We start from the raw sequence: 14,170 nt of genomic DNA on the forward strand, positions 1-14,170 counted from the left end.
CAGACCGCCGGCCCGGCGCCCCCGCGCGTCAGGCCTTGACGCGCGCCGGCGCAGAGCGCCGCGCGTGGGAGACGGATGCCGCGGCGCCGACACCGGGCACCGGCGTCAGCCGCTGCAGCTGGGTGACGTGGCGCGGCTCGAGCTCGGCGATCGTCGAGACGCCGAGGAGCTTCATGGTGCGCTCGATCTCGCTGCGCAGGATCTCGATCGTCCGATCGACGCCGCGGCGACCACCGGCCATCAGGCCGTAGAGGTAGGCGCGACCGATCAGCGTGAACTTCGCGCCGAGAGCCATCGAGGCGACGATGTCGGCGCCGTGCATGATGCCGGTGTCGACCATCACCGTGGCATCCTTGCCGACCTCGCGCACCACCTCGGGCAGCAGCCGGAACGGGATCGGGGCGCGGTCGAGCTGACGCCCGCCGTGGTTCGAGAGCACGATGCCGTCGACGCCGAGGTCGATCAGCCGCTTCGAGTCCTCGAGGTTCTGCACTCCCTTGACGACGATCTTGCCGGGCCACATCGAGCGGATGACCTCGAGGTCCTCGTAACTGATCGTCGGGTCCATCGCGGCGTCGAGCAGCTCGCCCACCGTGCCGCCGGTCGTCGTCAGCGAGGCGAACTCGAGTTTGGGGGTCGTGAGGAAGTCGACCCACCACCACGGTCGCGGGATGGCGTTGACGATCGTGCCGAGCGTCAGCTGCGGCGGGATCGAGAAGCCGTTGCGCTTGTCGCGCAGCCGGGCGCCGGCGACGGGCGTGTCGACCGTGAACATGAGCGTGTCGAACCCGGCGGCCGCCGCGCGCTTCACGAGTCCGTAGGAGATCTCGCGGTCGCGCATCACGTAGAGCTGGAACCAGTTGCGCCCGTGCGGGTTCGCGGCCCGCACGTTCTCGATCGAGGTCGTGCCGAGGGTCGAGAGGGTGAACGGGATGCCTGCGGCCCCGGCCGCTCCGGCACCGGCGACCTCTCCCTCCGTGTGCATGAGGCGCGTGAAACCGGTGGGGGCGATGCCGAAGGGCAGCGCCGACGGGCCGCCGAGGATCTCGACCGAGGTGTCGACCGACGCGGCGGGGCGCAGGATGTCGGGGTGGAACTCGATGTCTTTGAACGCCTGACGGGCACGACGGAGCGAGATCTCGCCCTCCGCCGCGCCGTCGGTGTAGTCGAAGGCGGCCTTGGGCGTCCGGCGCTTCGCGATGCGGCGCAGGTCGGATATCGTCAGCGCGGACTCGAGGCGCCGCTTCGTGGCATCCCACTCGGGCTTCTTGAACTGCATGAGCTCGAGCAGCTCGGGGATCTTCGGCAATTGGCGCTGAACCATCGTGGCGTCTTCTCTCGGTGTCGTGTCGGGCGGGGCGGTCAGGCGTCGGAGGGGTCGGGCAGGCCCGCGTCGGCGTAGTAGCCGGTGATGTGCGCGCGGACGACGCGCTGTGCGGTCTCGGCGTCGCCCGCCTCGATCGCGCGCAGGATCTCGGCGTGCTCGTGGCGCAGTCGCTCGCCGGTGGCCGCCCAGTCGGGGATGCGCGCCGCTCCCCCGCGGATGTAGCTCTCGATCGTTTCGCGCAGGCCCGCCATGGTGGCCGAGACGACGAGATTGCCGGATGCCTCGGTCAACCGCACGTGGAACTGCGCGTCGAGCGCGAGGAAGTCGTCGACGGAGAGTCCGTCGGCATCCATCGCCTCGAGCGCCGTGTGCGCATCGGCGAGGTCGGGGCTGTCGACCCCGGCGAGGTGGGCGACGGCCCACTCCTCGAGCAGCAGCCGCGTCTCGTAGACGTCGGGGATCGGGAAGCCCTGCGCGGCGACCTGCAGCCGCAGCAGCTGCGCGAGACCGCCTTGGGGGGTCGCGGTGACGGCGGCGCCCGCCGTGGGGCCCGAGCCCGTGGCGGTGCGGATGAGCCCCATCACCTCGAGCACGCGGAGCGCCTCGCGCACGCTCGATCGGCCGACGCCGAGGGTCGTCGCGAGCTCTCGCTCGGGCGGCAGCCGGTCGCCGGGGCCGAGCGTGCCCTCGAGCAGATCGCCTTCGATCCGGTCGAGCACGACACGCCACGCGCGGGCGGGAGTGGAATCGGTCATCGGCGCCTTTCGAGCGGAGGGGCCCGGATCTGTCGCGGAACGGGCCGGAGAGCTGGCCTGACCACGTTAGCGCACTGTGGTCAGGCCGCCAAGCGTCGGTTGAAACGATACGACATTCTACGCTGTGCTCATGCACCCCCCCTCGTCGTGATCATCGTCGCCGCTGTCGCGGCCGTCTTCTGCTGGATCGCCTCACTGGTCACCGAGGACACGTCCTGGGTCGACCGGCTCTGGTCGATCGTGCCGGTGATCTACGTCTGGATCTTCGCGATCGCCGGGCTCACCGACGGCGCGGATGCCACGCGGCTGGTCGTGATGGCCCTCCTCGTGACCGCCTGGGGTGCACGACTGACGTTCAACTTCGCCCGAAAGGGCGGCTACACCGGCACCGAAGACTACCGGTGGGCGATCCTGCGCGGGCGGATGAGCCCCGCCCTCTTCCAGGTCTTCAACCTGCTGTTCATCGTGCTGTACCAGATGACACTGCTCGTGCTCATCACCCTGCCTGCGCTGGTCGCGTGGGAGCACCCGTCGCCGTTCGGCGTGTGGGACGCGGTGTTCGCGGTGCTTTTCGTCGCGTTCCTCGTGGGCGAGACCGTCGCCGACCAGCAGCAGTGGGATTTCCACCAGCGCAAGGCCCGCGGCGAGGCGGAGGGCTTCCTCACCACGGGCCTGTTCGCGACCAGCAGGCATCCGAACTTCTTCTTCGAGCAGGGGCAGTGGTGGGCGTTCTACGCGCTCGGCGCGAGCGCCGCGGTCGGCGACGGACTCGGCTTCTGGGGCGGCGTGATCAACCCCGGCATCATCGGCGCCGTGCTGCTCACCCTGCTCTTCCTCGGCTCGACGGTGTTCGACCGAGTCGATCTCGGCGGCGAAGTACCCCGCCTACGCCGAGTATCGGCGCAGGACGTCGATGCTCGTCCCGCTCCCCCGCCGGCGCGTCAGCTGAGCCGGCCGCCGGAGGCGAGCAGGTAGTCCTGCGCGCACAGCGACTCGTACGTGACCTGGTCGTGGTCGAGGTCGTCGATGGCGACCTGATCGCCGTCGAAGACGAACCGCCCGCCCACCAGGCGCGCGTTGAAGAGCGCCTTGCGGCCGCAGCGGCAGATCGTCTTCAGCTCTTCGAGGCTGTGCGAGACCTCCATGAGGCGCGCCGACCCCGGGAAGGCGCGCGTGCGGAAGTCGGTGCGGATGCCGTAGGCGAGCACCGGGATGCCGTCTTCGACGACGAGCCGCAGCAGGTCGTCGACCTGCTCAGGCGAGAGGAACTGCGCCTCGTCGATCAGCAGACACGCCACCGCACCGATGTAGCGCGCGCCGTGCGCCGCGACGAGGGCGCGCACGTCGTCGCCCCGGCCGATGAGGAAGTCGACGGGACGCTCGACGCCGAGGCGGCTGGAGATGTGCCCCGCGCCCTTCGTGTCGATCTCGGGTTTGGCCAGCAGCACGTGCTGGCCGCGCTCCTCGTAGTTGAACGCCGCCTGCAGGAGCGCCGTCGACTTGCCCGAGTTCATCGCCCCGTAGCGGAAGTAGAGCTTCGCCATGCGGGTTTCAGCGGTTGATCTGCAGAGCGGATGCCGTGGCCGTCAGCACCTCGTCGGCGAGCGCCGGCTGCGGGTTCAGCTGCTCGCCGTAGCTCGGGATGAGGGCGCGCAGCTGGGGCTCCCACTCGGCGATGCGATCGGGGAAGCAGCGCTTCAGCAGCCCCAGCATGATCGAGGGCGCCGTCGACGCGCCGGGCGAGGCGCCCAGCAGACCCGCGATCGAGCCGTCGGCCGCGCTGATCACCTCGGTGCCGAACTTCAGCTCACCGCCGACCATCACCTGGGCGCGCTGACCGGCGTTCAGGAGCGTCCAGTCCTCGTCCTTCGCCGTCGGCATGAAGGCGCGGAGGCTCTCGACCTTGCCCTTGTGGGTCTTGGCGAGCTCGGTGACGAGGTACTTCACGAGGTCGAGGTTCGTGACGGCGACCTTCAGCATGCTGAAGAGGTTCGAGAAGCGCACCTGGGTGATGAGGTCCCACCAGTGGCCGCGCTTGAGGAACTTGGGGGTGAACGTCGCGAACGGGCCGAACAGCAGCGACGTCTCACCGTCGACGACGCGCGTGTCGAGGTGCGGCACCGACATCGGCGGCGCGCCGACGGCCGCCTGCGAGTACACCTTGGCCTTGTGCTGCGAGACGAGGGCGGGGTTCGAGGTCATCAGCCACTGCCCGCCGATCGGGAAGACGCCGTAGCCCTTGATCTCGTCGATGCCGGAGGACTGCAGCAGCTTGATCGCCCAGCCGCCGGCGCCGACGAAGACGAACCGCGCGTCGAGGGTGCCGGGCGTGCGGCCGAGCGCGTGCCGATACGACACCCGCCAGGTGCCGTCCTTCTGCTTCCGCAGCTTTCGCGCCTCGATGTTCGTGCGCACCTCGACGCCGTCGCTCTCGAGGTTGCCGAGGAGCTGGCGGGTGAGCGCGCCGAAGTCGACGTCGGTGCCGGCCGGCACGCGGGTCGCCGCGAACGGCTCGCCCTTGCGACGACGCTGCATGAGGAGGGGCGCCCACTGGTTGATGACGCGCGAGTCCTCGGAGTACTCGATGCCGGCGAACAGCGGCTGATCCTTCAGCGCCTCGTAGCGGCGCTTGAGGTACGCTACGTCCTTCTCGCCCGTCACGAACGTCATGTGCGGCGTCGCGTTGATGAAGGTCGAGGGCGCGTCGAGCACGCCCTCGCCGATGAGCGTCGACCACAGCTCGCGGCTCTGCTGGAACTGCTCGTTGATCGAGATCGCCTTGGCGGGGTCGACCGAGCCGTCGGCGGCCGGGGGCATGTAGTTGAGCTCGCACAGCGCCGCGTGACCGGTGCCGGCGTTGTTCCACGCGTTGGACGACTCCTCGGCCACCTCGCTCAGTCGCTCGAGCACGACGATCTTCCACTCCGGCTGCAGCCGGTGGAGCAGGGTTCCGAGGGTGGCACTCATGATGCCACCGCCGATCAGGACGACGTCGACGGGTTCACTCACGATGTCCCAGTCTAGGCCGCGTTCTCCGACGCGCCGTCCGGTCGAGGCATCCACGGCCGTCAAGGATGCCGGTTCTTACCCGCGCGTGAACTGCGGGCGTGCGATCAGGCGGTGGCGCCCAGGCGCGCCGCGACGAGCTCGGCGATCTGCACGGCGTTCAGCGCCGCCCCCTTGCGGAGGTTGTCGTTGCTGACGAAGAGCACGAGGCCCTTGCCCTCGGGAGCCGACTGGTCGGCGCGGATGCGCCCCACGAAGCTCGGGTCGGCGCCGGCGGCCTGGAGCGGCGTGGGCACCTCTTCGAGGACGACGCCGGGGGCGGATGCCAGGATCTCGCGCGCACGGTCGGGCGTGATGTCCTCGGCGAACTCGGCGTGGATCGACAGCGAGTGCCCGGTGAACACCGGAACCCGCACGCACGTGCCCGCGACACGCAGGCCCGGCAGTTCGAGGATCTTGCGGCTCTCGCCCCGGAGCTTCTTCTCCTCGTCGGTCTCGTTGTCGCCGTCGTCGACGAGGTTGCCGGCGAACGGGATCACGTCGAAGGCGATCGGGGCGATGTACTTCTCCGGCTGGGGGAAGTCGACCGACGACCCGTCGTGGACGAGGTCGAGCGTGTGGCCCTGCGCGAGCACGCCCTCGACCTGGCCGAGGAGCTCCTCGGCTCCCGCGAGGCCGGAGCCCGACACGGCCTGGTAGGTGCTGACGATGAGGCGCTCGAGGCCCGCGGCCTCGTGCAGGGGCTTCAGCACGGGCATCGCGGCCATCGTGGTGCAGTTGGGGTTCGCGATGATGCCCTTGGGCGGGTTGAGCGCCGCGTGCGGGTTGACCTCGCTGACGACGAGGGGCACCTCGGGGTCCATCCGCCAGGCGCTCGAGTTGTCGATGACGACGGCGCCGGCCTCGGCGAAGCGCGGGGCGTGCGCGCGCGATCCGGTCGCACCGGCCGAGAACAGGGCGATGTCGATGCCGGCCGGGTCGGCGGTCGCGACGTCCTCGATGATGACCGTCTGGCCGCCGTACTCGACCGCCGTGCCGGCCGAGCGGGCCGTGGCGAACAGGCGCAGCTCGCGGATCGGGAACGCGCGCTCCGCGAGGATCTCACGCATGACCGTGCCGACCTGGCCGGTGGCGCCGACGACGGCGACGGAGAGTCCTGAATCGGAGATGCGGGTCATGGCGGGTCCTAGCGTGAGAAGGGTTTCGGCGATTCTAGCCTCGTCAGCGGCCGGTGCCGGCGTGGACGACGGCGTCGATGTCGCCGTCGAGACCGAACGCGGTGTGCACCACGCGGGCCGCCTCGGCCAGCTCGTCGCCGCGCACGACCACCGAGATGCGGATCTCGGAGGTCGAGATCATCTCGATGTTCACGCCCGTCGTCGACAACGCCTCGAAGAGGGTCGCCGAGACGCCCGAGTGGGTGCGCATGCCGGCGCCGACGACGGAGAGCTTGCCGATCTGGTCGTCGTGCACGAGGCTCTCGAACCCGATGCCGGCCTGCTCGGCGGCGAGCGCGCGCAGCGCCAGCGCGGCATCCGCCTTCGGCACGGTGAAGGAGATGTCGGTGCGTCCGGTCGCCGCCGCCGACACGTTCTGCACGATCATGTCGACGTTGGCGCCGCTCTTGGCGACGACGGTGAAGATCTCGGCGGCCTTGCCGGGCACGTCGGGCACGCCGACGACGGTGACCTTGGCCTGGCCGAGGTCGGTGGCGACACCGGCGACGATGGGCTCTTCCATGGCGGACTCCTCTAGCGTGGCCGCCACGGCGGCGGGGATGGACATTCCGGCGCCGAGCACGAACGTGCCCTGGCTGGAGCTGAAGGTGGAGCGGGCGTTGATCATCACGCCGTGCCGGCGCGCGTACTCGACGGCGCGGATGTAGAGCACCTTCGCCCCATTGGCGGCGAGCTCGAGCATCTCCTCGGAGGTGACGACGTCGAGCTTGCGCGCCTTGGGCACGACCCGCGGGTCGGCGGTGTAGATGCCGTCGACGTCGCTGTAGATTTCGCAGACGTCGGCGTCGAGCGCGGCGGCGAGGGCCACCGCGGTCGTGTCGGAGCCGCCGCGACCGAGGGTCGTGACGTCACGCGTGTCGCGGTTGAAGCCCTGGAAGCCGGCGACGATCACGATCGCGCCCTCGTCGAGGGCTTCGCGCAGCCGCACCGGGGTGACGTCGACGATGCGCGCCGCGCCGTGCGTGGCATCCGTGATCATGCCCGCCTGGCTGCCGGTGAACGAGCGCGCCTCGAAGCCCATCGAATGGATGGCCATCGCCAGCAGCGCCATCGAGATGCGCTCCCCCGAGCTCAGCAGCATGTCGAGCTCGCGCGGCGCCGAGATGGGCGCGACCTGGTGGGCGAGGTCGAGCAGCTCGTCGGTCGTGTCTCCCATCGCGCTCACCGCGACGACGACGTCATGGCCCGCACGGCGGGTGTCGACGATGCGCTTGGCGACGCGTTTGATGCTCTCGGCGTCGGCGACGGACGAACCGCCGTACTTCTGGACGATCAGCGCCACGTGTGGAACTCCCGGCGTCACTCGAGGGGATGGATGCCCCCATTGTAGAGATCGGCCGATGCCGGCCCTGCCATATGACAGACGACAGCGCGCACCCCCGCCGTGGGCCTCATCCCCGGCCTGTCCGCGCTCGCGTACGGCGTCGTCGTGGTGGTCGGGAGCCTCGTCACGGCCGGGTTCTCCGGTGACGACACCGTGCGGATCTACCAGAACCGTCACCCGGAGAACCGCTTGCGGGCGGGCAAGTCGGTCGTGACCTTCCTCGCGCCGGCGCTCTATGCGGTCGGCGGCGTCCTGCTGCTTTTCGCCGACCCGAGCGGGCTCGTCTGGCTCGCCGCCGGCGCGATCGCCGCGATCGTCGCGGCGCTGTTCGTCTCGTGGGTCGTGCTCGTCGAAGTGCTGCGCTGATCCACGCTGAGAGGCGCGTTCAGCGGCGTCGCCTAGCATCGTCAGCGTGCGAGCAGACGAGGTGACGGCGACGGATGCCCCCACCGCCCCGCGTCGCCGGCTGTCGTCATCGCTGAAGTCGCTGCTGCTGCAAGGCGGCGACGGTGCGGCGCACACGACCGCGATCCCGGTGCTCGATCAGCAGCTCGCGACGCGCATCATCGAGTTCGCGGTGCGCACCGGCGAGACGATGCTCGTCGTCGGCGCCCCCGCGAGCGAGGTGACCCGCGCGATCGTGCGGATCGCCGCCGCCTACGGTCTCCACCCCCTCCACGTCGACGTGACGTACAACTCGATCACCGCCGCCGGCCGCGCCGCCGACGGGGCTCCCGTGACGACGCTCCGGGTCGTGCACGGGGCGGCGCCCGACCACGCGAAGCTGCAGCGGCTGCAGGCCCTCCTGACCGAGATCTCCGCGGGGCTTGCGCTCGAGGATGCCGAGGATCGCTGCCGCGAGATCCGCCGCACGCCCTTCCGCTATCGCCCCGTGGTCGTGATCGCCGCGCAGGCGCTCCTCGCCGTCGGGGTGGCGGTGATGTTCGGCGTCAACCCGCTCAACATGGCGCTCGCGTTCGTCGCCGCCGCCCTGGCCGCGTTCACCCAGTACCTGCTGGCGCGGGCGCGGGTGCCGTTCTTCTTCAGCCAGATCGCCGGGGGCTTCGTGCTGACGATCGTCGCGGCGCTGACGCCGCTGCTGGCGGGCACCGGCTGGGATCAGGCGGCATCCATCCGGCCGTCGGTGATCGTGGCGTCGGGCATCGTGCTGATGCTCGCCGGCCTCACGGTCGTCGGCGCCGCGCAGGACGCGATCGACGGTTTCGCGCTGACCGCCCTCGGCCGCCTGCTCGAGCTCGTCACGCAGACGGTGGGCGTCGTCCTCGGCATCCTGCTCGGCCTCGAGCTCGCCCGCGTGCTCGGCTTCGCGATGGCGCCGCCGAGCCAGGCGCTCCCCCTCGGCCCGCTCGCCCTGCAGTTCCTCGGGGCGGCGATCATCGCCGTCGCGGTGGCCGTCTTCAACGGCGCGGGCCTGCGGATCGTGGTGATCAGCGCCGCGCTGAGCTTCATCGCCTGGGCGGGGTTCGTCGCGGCGAGCACTCTCGGCTTCGACACGGCCGCCGCGAGCGGCGCTGGCGCGTTCCTCGGCAGCCTGCTCGGCATCCTGATCGCCTTCCGCCTGCACGTGCCGTCGGTCGCCGTGACGATCGCGGCGATCCTGCCGATGGTGCCCGGCGCCGCCGTCTTCCGGGGGCTGCTGACGATCGTGGAGTCGGGCGACGATCCGGCGCTCCTCCTCGGCGGCGCGGTCACCCTTGCGGGCGCGGCGACGGTCGGGGTCGCCCTCGCCGTCGGCGCGTCACTCGGGCTCTACCTCGGCCAGCCGCTCACGGCGACGCTGCACGGCGTCACCCGCTCGCGAGCCCGTCTCCGACGCTGACCCGCCGGCGCAGCCGGCCGCCCGTGGCGGCGAGCCAGCACCCGACGAGCACGAGCGGGAAGCCCACGAGGAGGCCCACCGACAGCGACTCGCCGAGTACGATCACGCCGAGCAGGATCGCGACGATCGGGTTCACGTAGGTGAACAGCGGCGTCCGCACGGGGCCGACCTCGCCAATGAGGGCGAAGAACGCCAGGAACGCCAGCGCCGTGCAGAAGATGCCGAGCGCGGCGAGCGAGAGCGAGCTGCGCACGGTCGGCAGCTCGTGCTGCGTCAGCAGCGCGATCGGCAGGTAGGCGACGCCGACCGCCAGGAGCGAGAGGGTGATCGTGCCGAGCGAGGGCACGTGGGCGAGCTTGGTCGCGATGATGAACGGCGCGGTCGCGTAGAGGAGCGCGACGAGCAGCACCTCGCCGATCGCCGTGAGCGCGGCGGCCGGGTCGGCGACCGCGAGGCCGGGCCCGGCGACGATCACGACGACGCCCGCGAAGCCGACCGCGAGACCGATCGCGCGTGCCGGCGAGAGCATCGTGCGGTCGCCGCGGGCGAGAACGAGTCGACGGCCTCTTTGATGAAGAGGTACGGGATGCCCCACAGCACCGCCATCAGCGCGTACAGGGCCCAGGCGCGCCCCGAGACGGCGCCGACCATCAGATGTTCCGCCGGCCTTCGAAGGCGCGGCCGAGCGTGACCTCGTCGGCGTACTCGAGGTCGCCGCCGACGGGGAGGCCGGAGGCGAGGCGGGTGACCCGGATCTCGAGCGTGTGCAGCAGGCGGCTGAGGTAGGTGGCCGTCGCCTCGCCCTCGAGGTTCGGGTTGGTCGCGAGGATCACCTCCTGCACGGTGCCGTCGGCGAGCCGCTGCATGAGCTGCGTGACGCGCAGATCGTCGGGACCGATGCCCGCGATGGGGCTGATCGCGCCGCCGAGCACGTGGTAGAGGCCGCGGAACTCGCGGGTGCGTTCGATGGCGGAGACATCCTTCGCGTCTTCGACGACGCAGATGAGGGTGCCGTCGCGGCGCGGGTCGCGGCAGATCGCGCAGCGCTCCTGCTCGCTGACGTTGCCGCAGATCTCGCAGAACCGCACGCGTTCGCGGAGCTCGCCGAGCAGCTGCGAGAGCCGGGCGACGTCGAACGTGGGCGTCTGCAGGATGTGGAACGCGATGCGCTGGGCCGACTTCGGGCCGATGCCCGGGAGACGCCCGAACTCATCGATGAGATCTTGGACGATGCCGTCGTACATGCGTTAGTTGAACCTCGTGGCGGGAGTATGCGGCTCTTCTCTGATGAACGTCGCACCGAGCACCTGGCGCACGACCGCTTCGCCGACCCGCTCGATGCGGTTGCCGCGCGCGCTCGGGGTGCGGGTGGCCACGGCGGATTCGGCCGCCGCGGCGCGCGGCGCCTGCTGCGCGGCGACGGGGAGCCGCGGCGGCACGGGCGCGTCGTCATCGGGCGGCGGGGGCACGTCGTCTTCGTCGTCGGGGGGCACGTCGGCGTAGGGCATGACGTCACCGTCGCGCTGCAGGGTCAGGGTGCGCGCCGGCACGGCGGCCGCGTCTTCGGGCTCGTCGTCGACCGCGAACTGCGGCGCGGGCGCTCCGTCCGCATCGCCGGACGGGATCGTGGCGACGGCCCACTCGGTGACGGGCGCCGCCCCGGACGGCGCCGACGCCGACCGGGCGGGTGCGGGGCGGGTGGATGCCGGGACGCCGGGTGCCGGGCCGTCGCCGCCGCGCGGGGTGGCGGGCGCGGAGGCCTGCGGTGCGGCCGCGGGCGCCGCGGGCGCCGCGGGGTGGCCGTCGGATGTGCTCGGCGCCGTCGCGGGTTCTCCCCCCGGGCCGGGGGCCGCGGGACCGGCCGACGCTCCCCCGTCACCCGCGCCGGGCGTCGGCTCGTGCCGGGCGACGTACTTCACACGCACGCCGAGCACCGCGAGGATCGCGCCGCGGAGGTCTTCGCTCGGCCCCTTGCCGCCGGCGAGCTTCTTGAACGCCGCGACGTCGGCCTGGCTCTGGAAGACGAGCGTGAGCACGTCGTCCTGGAAGGCGACCGGCGTCGCCGCGGTGGCGAGCATCCACGATGACCGGCTGACGGGCTCGAGCTGCTGCAGCACCTCGGGCCAGGCATCGCGCACCTGCCCGATCGAGATCGGCCCCGCCGGCGGGGTGGGCGCGGGCGCGACCGGGGCGGAGGCGGCCGGAGCAGAGGCGGCCGGTGCAGAGGCGGCCGGAGCGGAAGCCGCCGGAGCAGAGCTGGGCGGCGTGGCTGCAGGTGCCGCGGGCGTCGCGACGGCCGCGGCAGCCGGCGCAGCCGCGACCCCCGCCGCGGACGCGAGCACGCGGGCGACGAGGAGCTCGAGCTGCAGGCGCGGCGACGTGGCGCCGCTCATGTCGTCGAGGGTGCCGACGACGAGGTCGGCGATGCGCGAGAGGCGGTCGGCGCCGAACGCGCCGGCCTGCACCGACATGCGCTCGAGTTCGTCGGCGGGGATGCCGCGGAGCACCGCCCCGGCGCCCTCGCCGGTCGCGGCGACGACGATGAGATCGCGGAGCCGCTCGAGCAGGTCGTCGACGAACCGGCGCGGATCCTGACCCGTCTGCACGACGCGGTCGATCGCGGCGAAGGCGGCGCCGGCGTCGTTCGCGGCGAACGCCGACACGACCTCGTCGAGGAGCTCGGCGTGCGTGTAGCCGAGCAGGGCGACGGCGCGGGCGTAGGCGACCTGCCCGTCTTCGGACCCGGCGATGAGCTGGTCGAGCAGCGACAGCGTGTCGCGCGGCGAGCCGCCGCCGGCGCGGACGACGAGCGGCAGCACACCCGCCTCGACCTGCACCCCCTCCTGCGCGCATAGCTGCTCGACGTACTCGAGCATCGCCGCCGGGGCGACGAGCCGGAACGGGTAGTGGTGCGTGCGCGAGCGGATCGTGCCGATGACCTTCTCGGGCTCGGTCGTCGCGAAGATGAACTTGACGTGGTCGGGCGGCTCCTCGACGAGCTTGAGCAGGGCGTTGAACCCCTGCGGCGTCACCATGTGCGCCTCGTCGAGGATGAAGATCTTGAACCGGTCGCGGGCGGGGGCGAAGATCGCGCGCTCGCGCAGGTCGCGGGCGTCGTCGACGCCGTTGTGGGATGCGGCGTCGATCTCGACCACATCGAGCGACCCGCCCCCGCCGCGCCCGAGCTCGACGCAGCTGTCGCACACGCCGCAGGGCGTGTCGGTCGGGCCCTCGGCGCAGTTGAGACACCGCGCCAGGATGCGCGCCGACGTCGTCTTGCCACAGCCGCGCGGACCGCTGAACAGGTAGGCGTGGCCCACGCGGTCGCCGCGCAGAGCGGTCATGAGCGGATCGGTGACCTGGGCCTGCCCGATCATCTCGCCGAACGACTCGGGCCGGTAGCGGCGGTACAGGGCGGTGGTCACCAGAACAGACTACGGCGTGCGTCCGACATCGGGCCGGGCGCGGCCGGGAACACCGCCCGGAACCGCGCAGGGAACAGACCCACGCCGTGGGCGGTTGCACGCGGTGTGGAAGCGCAGCCCGTCGACGTCGTCGTGATCGGCGCAGGGCAGGCGGGGCTCTCCGCCGCCTATCACCTGCGCCGGCGCGGCTTCGTGCCCGCGGCCGCGGGTCCGCGCGAGGGCGCCCACACGGGGGCACGAGACGGCGCCCCGGACGACACCACGAGCGGCGCCCCGACCTTCGTGGTGCTCGACGCCGACGACGCCCCCGGGGGCGCCTGGCAGCACCGGTGAGCGTCGCTCAGGATGGCGACCGTCAACGGCATCCACGAGCTGCCCGGCGCGCCCGTACCGCCCGCCGACCCGAACGCCGCCGCCCGCGACGTGCTGCCCGCCTACTTCGCCGACTACGAGGAGCGCTTCGACCTGCGCGTCCGACGACCCGTGCGCGTCGGCGCCGTGCGCCGCGCCGACGCCGACCCCGCGGGGCGTCTCGTCGTGGAGACGGCTGCCGGGGCGTGGACCGCACGCTTCGTCATCAACGCCACCGGCACCTGGCGACGCCCCTTCTGGCCGCGCCTTCCCGGCGCCGAGACCTTCCGCGGCCGCCAGCTGCACGTGCACGACGACGTGTCGGCCGACGAGTTCGCCGGCGAGCGCGTCGTGATCGTGGGAGCCGGCATCTCGGCCGTGCAGCTGCTCGACGAGATCTCCCAGGTCGCCGACACGTTCTGGCTGACCCGACGTGAGGTGACGTGGGATGCCACGGGGTTCGACACCGCCGCGCGCATCGCGGCCATCGCGGGGGTCGGGGAACGGGTGCGGCGCGGCGAGCCGCCCGGCAGCGTCATCTCGGTGACCGGTCAGCATCGCACCGCATGGTCGGAGGCCGCCCGCGCGAGAGGCGTGCTCGTGCGGCATCCGATGTTCAGCACCATCGAACCCGGCGGCGTGCGCATGCCCGACGGCTCGTTCGAGCGCGCCGACGCCATCCTCTGGGCGACCGGGTTCCGCGCCGACATCGGCCACCTGGCGCCGCTCGGGCTCCGCACGACGGCGGGCGGCATCCGCGTCGCGAACGGGCGCTCGCTCGACGAGCCGCGCCTGTTCCTCATCGGCTACGGCCCGTCGCAGTCGACCGTCGGCGCCAACCGCGCCGGACGCGACGCCGTCCGGGCGATCGTCGCGGCCCGGGCGTGACGCGAACGCTCGTGAT

At 71.9% G+C, this 14,170-nt stretch carries 13 protein-coding genes and 1 pseudogene; 4 read left to right on the plus strand and 10 right to left on the minus strand.

The window, feature by feature from the left end; all coding sequences use genetic code 11:
• Positions 1-28 precede the first annotated feature (28 nt).
• Both LOK55_RS00580 and LOK55_RS00585 read right to left on the minus strand, forming a co-directional pair.
• Entirely contained in the window at positions 29-1,324 is a 1,296-nt protein-coding gene (locus tag LOK55_RS00580; protein WP_229933803.1) for an alpha-hydroxy acid oxidase, read from the minus strand.
• A 38-nt stretch (positions 1,325-1,362) separates the two neighbouring features.
• Positions 1,363-2,082 (minus strand): FadR/GntR family transcriptional regulator, encoded by a 720-nt coding sequence (locus tag LOK55_RS00585; RefSeq protein WP_229933804.1) that lies wholly within the window; start codon positions 2,080-2,082, stop codon positions 1,363-1,365.
• 147 nt (positions 2,083-2,229) lie between these two features.
• Here LOK55_RS00585 and LOK55_RS00590 point away from each other — a divergent pair, with 147 nt between their 5' ends.
• Positions 2,230-3,057, plus strand: coding sequence for a DUF1295 domain-containing protein (locus LOK55_RS00590; protein ID WP_229933805.1), 828 nt, complete (start codon positions 2,230-2,232; stop codon positions 3,055-3,057).
• Here LOK55_RS00590 and LOK55_RS00595 read toward each other — a convergent pair.
• The 4 genes from LOK55_RS00595 to LOK55_RS00610 all read right to left on the minus strand — a co-directional run bounded on the left by LOK55_RS00595 (position 3,024) and on the right by LOK55_RS00610 (position 7,608).
• Complete coding sequence (locus LOK55_RS00595; protein ID WP_141380131.1) at positions 3,024-3,626, minus strand: thymidine kinase; 603 nt, start codon at positions 3,624-3,626, stop codon at positions 3,024-3,026. The two genes, LOK55_RS00590 and LOK55_RS00595, sit on opposite strands and share 34 nt — an antisense overlap.
• Positions 3,627-3,633: 7 nt before the next feature.
• Positions 3,634-5,091: a malate dehydrogenase (quinone) gene (mqo, locus tag LOK55_RS00600; RefSeq protein ID WP_229933806.1), complete on the minus strand. Its 1,458-nt coding sequence runs from the start codon at positions 5,089-5,091 to the stop codon at positions 3,634-3,636.
• A 104-nt stretch (positions 5,092-5,195) separates the two neighbouring features.
• The gene (locus tag LOK55_RS00605; protein WP_229933807.1) at positions 5,196-6,266 is read right to left on the minus strand and encodes an aspartate-semialdehyde dehydrogenase; all 1,071 of its coding nucleotides are present in this window, start codon (positions 6,264-6,266) and stop codon (positions 5,196-5,198) included.
• A 43-nt stretch (positions 6,267-6,309) separates the two neighbouring features.
• Entirely contained in the window at positions 6,310-7,608 is a 1,299-nt protein-coding gene (locus LOK55_RS00610) for an aspartate kinase (protein WP_141380134.1), read from the minus strand.
• 102 nt (positions 7,609-7,710) lie between these two features.
• On the opposite strand from LOK55_RS00610, the gene LOK55_RS00615 reads away from it, so the two are divergent.
• Complete coding sequence (locus LOK55_RS00615; RefSeq protein ID WP_229933808.1) at positions 7,711-8,016, plus strand: hypothetical protein; 306 nt, start codon at positions 7,711-7,713, stop codon at positions 8,014-8,016.
• 46 nt (positions 8,017-8,062) lie between these two features.
• Positions 8,063-9,490, plus strand: a complete 1,428-nt coding sequence (locus LOK55_RS00620; RefSeq protein ID WP_229933809.1) for a threonine/serine exporter ThrE family protein — start codon at positions 8,063-8,065, stop codon at positions 9,488-9,490.
• Here LOK55_RS00620 and LOK55_RS00625 read toward each other — a convergent pair.
• Genes LOK55_RS00625 through LOK55_RS00640 form a run of 4 tightly spaced genes read right to left on the minus strand, consistent with a single transcriptional unit; the run spans position 9,459 to position 12,915 of the window.
• Complete coding sequence (locus LOK55_RS00625; RefSeq protein ID WP_229933810.1) at positions 9,459-10,019, minus strand: DMT family transporter; 561 nt, start codon at positions 10,017-10,019, stop codon at positions 9,459-9,461. The two genes, LOK55_RS00620 and LOK55_RS00625, sit on opposite strands and share 32 nt — an antisense overlap.
• The gene (locus LOK55_RS00630; RefSeq protein WP_229661428.1) at positions 9,962-10,141 is read right to left on the minus strand and encodes a hypothetical protein; all 180 of its coding nucleotides are present in this window, start codon (positions 10,139-10,141) and stop codon (positions 9,962-9,964) included. Before LOK55_RS00630 ends, LOK55_RS00625 begins: the two co-directional genes overlap by 58 nt.
• On the minus strand, positions 10,141-10,734 hold the full coding sequence (gene recR / locus LOK55_RS00635) for a recombination mediator RecR (RefSeq protein WP_141380136.1): 594 nt from the start codon (positions 10,732-10,734) through the stop codon (positions 10,141-10,143). The genes LOK55_RS00630 and recR overlap by 1 nt, the downstream gene beginning before the upstream one ends.
• Positions 10,735-10,737: 3 nt before the next feature.
• On the minus strand, positions 10,738-12,915 hold the full coding sequence (locus LOK55_RS00640; RefSeq protein WP_229933811.1) for a DNA polymerase III subunit gamma and tau: 2,178 nt from the start codon (positions 12,913-12,915) through the stop codon (positions 10,738-10,740).
• Positions 12,916-13,020: 105 nt separating this feature from the next.
• On the opposite strand from LOK55_RS00640, the pseudogene LOK55_RS00645 reads away from it, so the two are divergent.
• Positions 13,021-14,154: pseudogene (locus LOK55_RS00645) on the plus strand (NAD(P)-binding domain-containing protein).
• Positions 14,155-14,170 lie beyond the last annotated feature (16 nt).

It is taken from the genome of Microbacterium sp. F2E (assembly GCF_020905435.1).
Classification (GTDB): domain Bacteria; phylum Actinomycetota; class Actinomycetes; order Actinomycetales; family Microbacteriaceae; genus Microbacterium; species Microbacterium lacticum.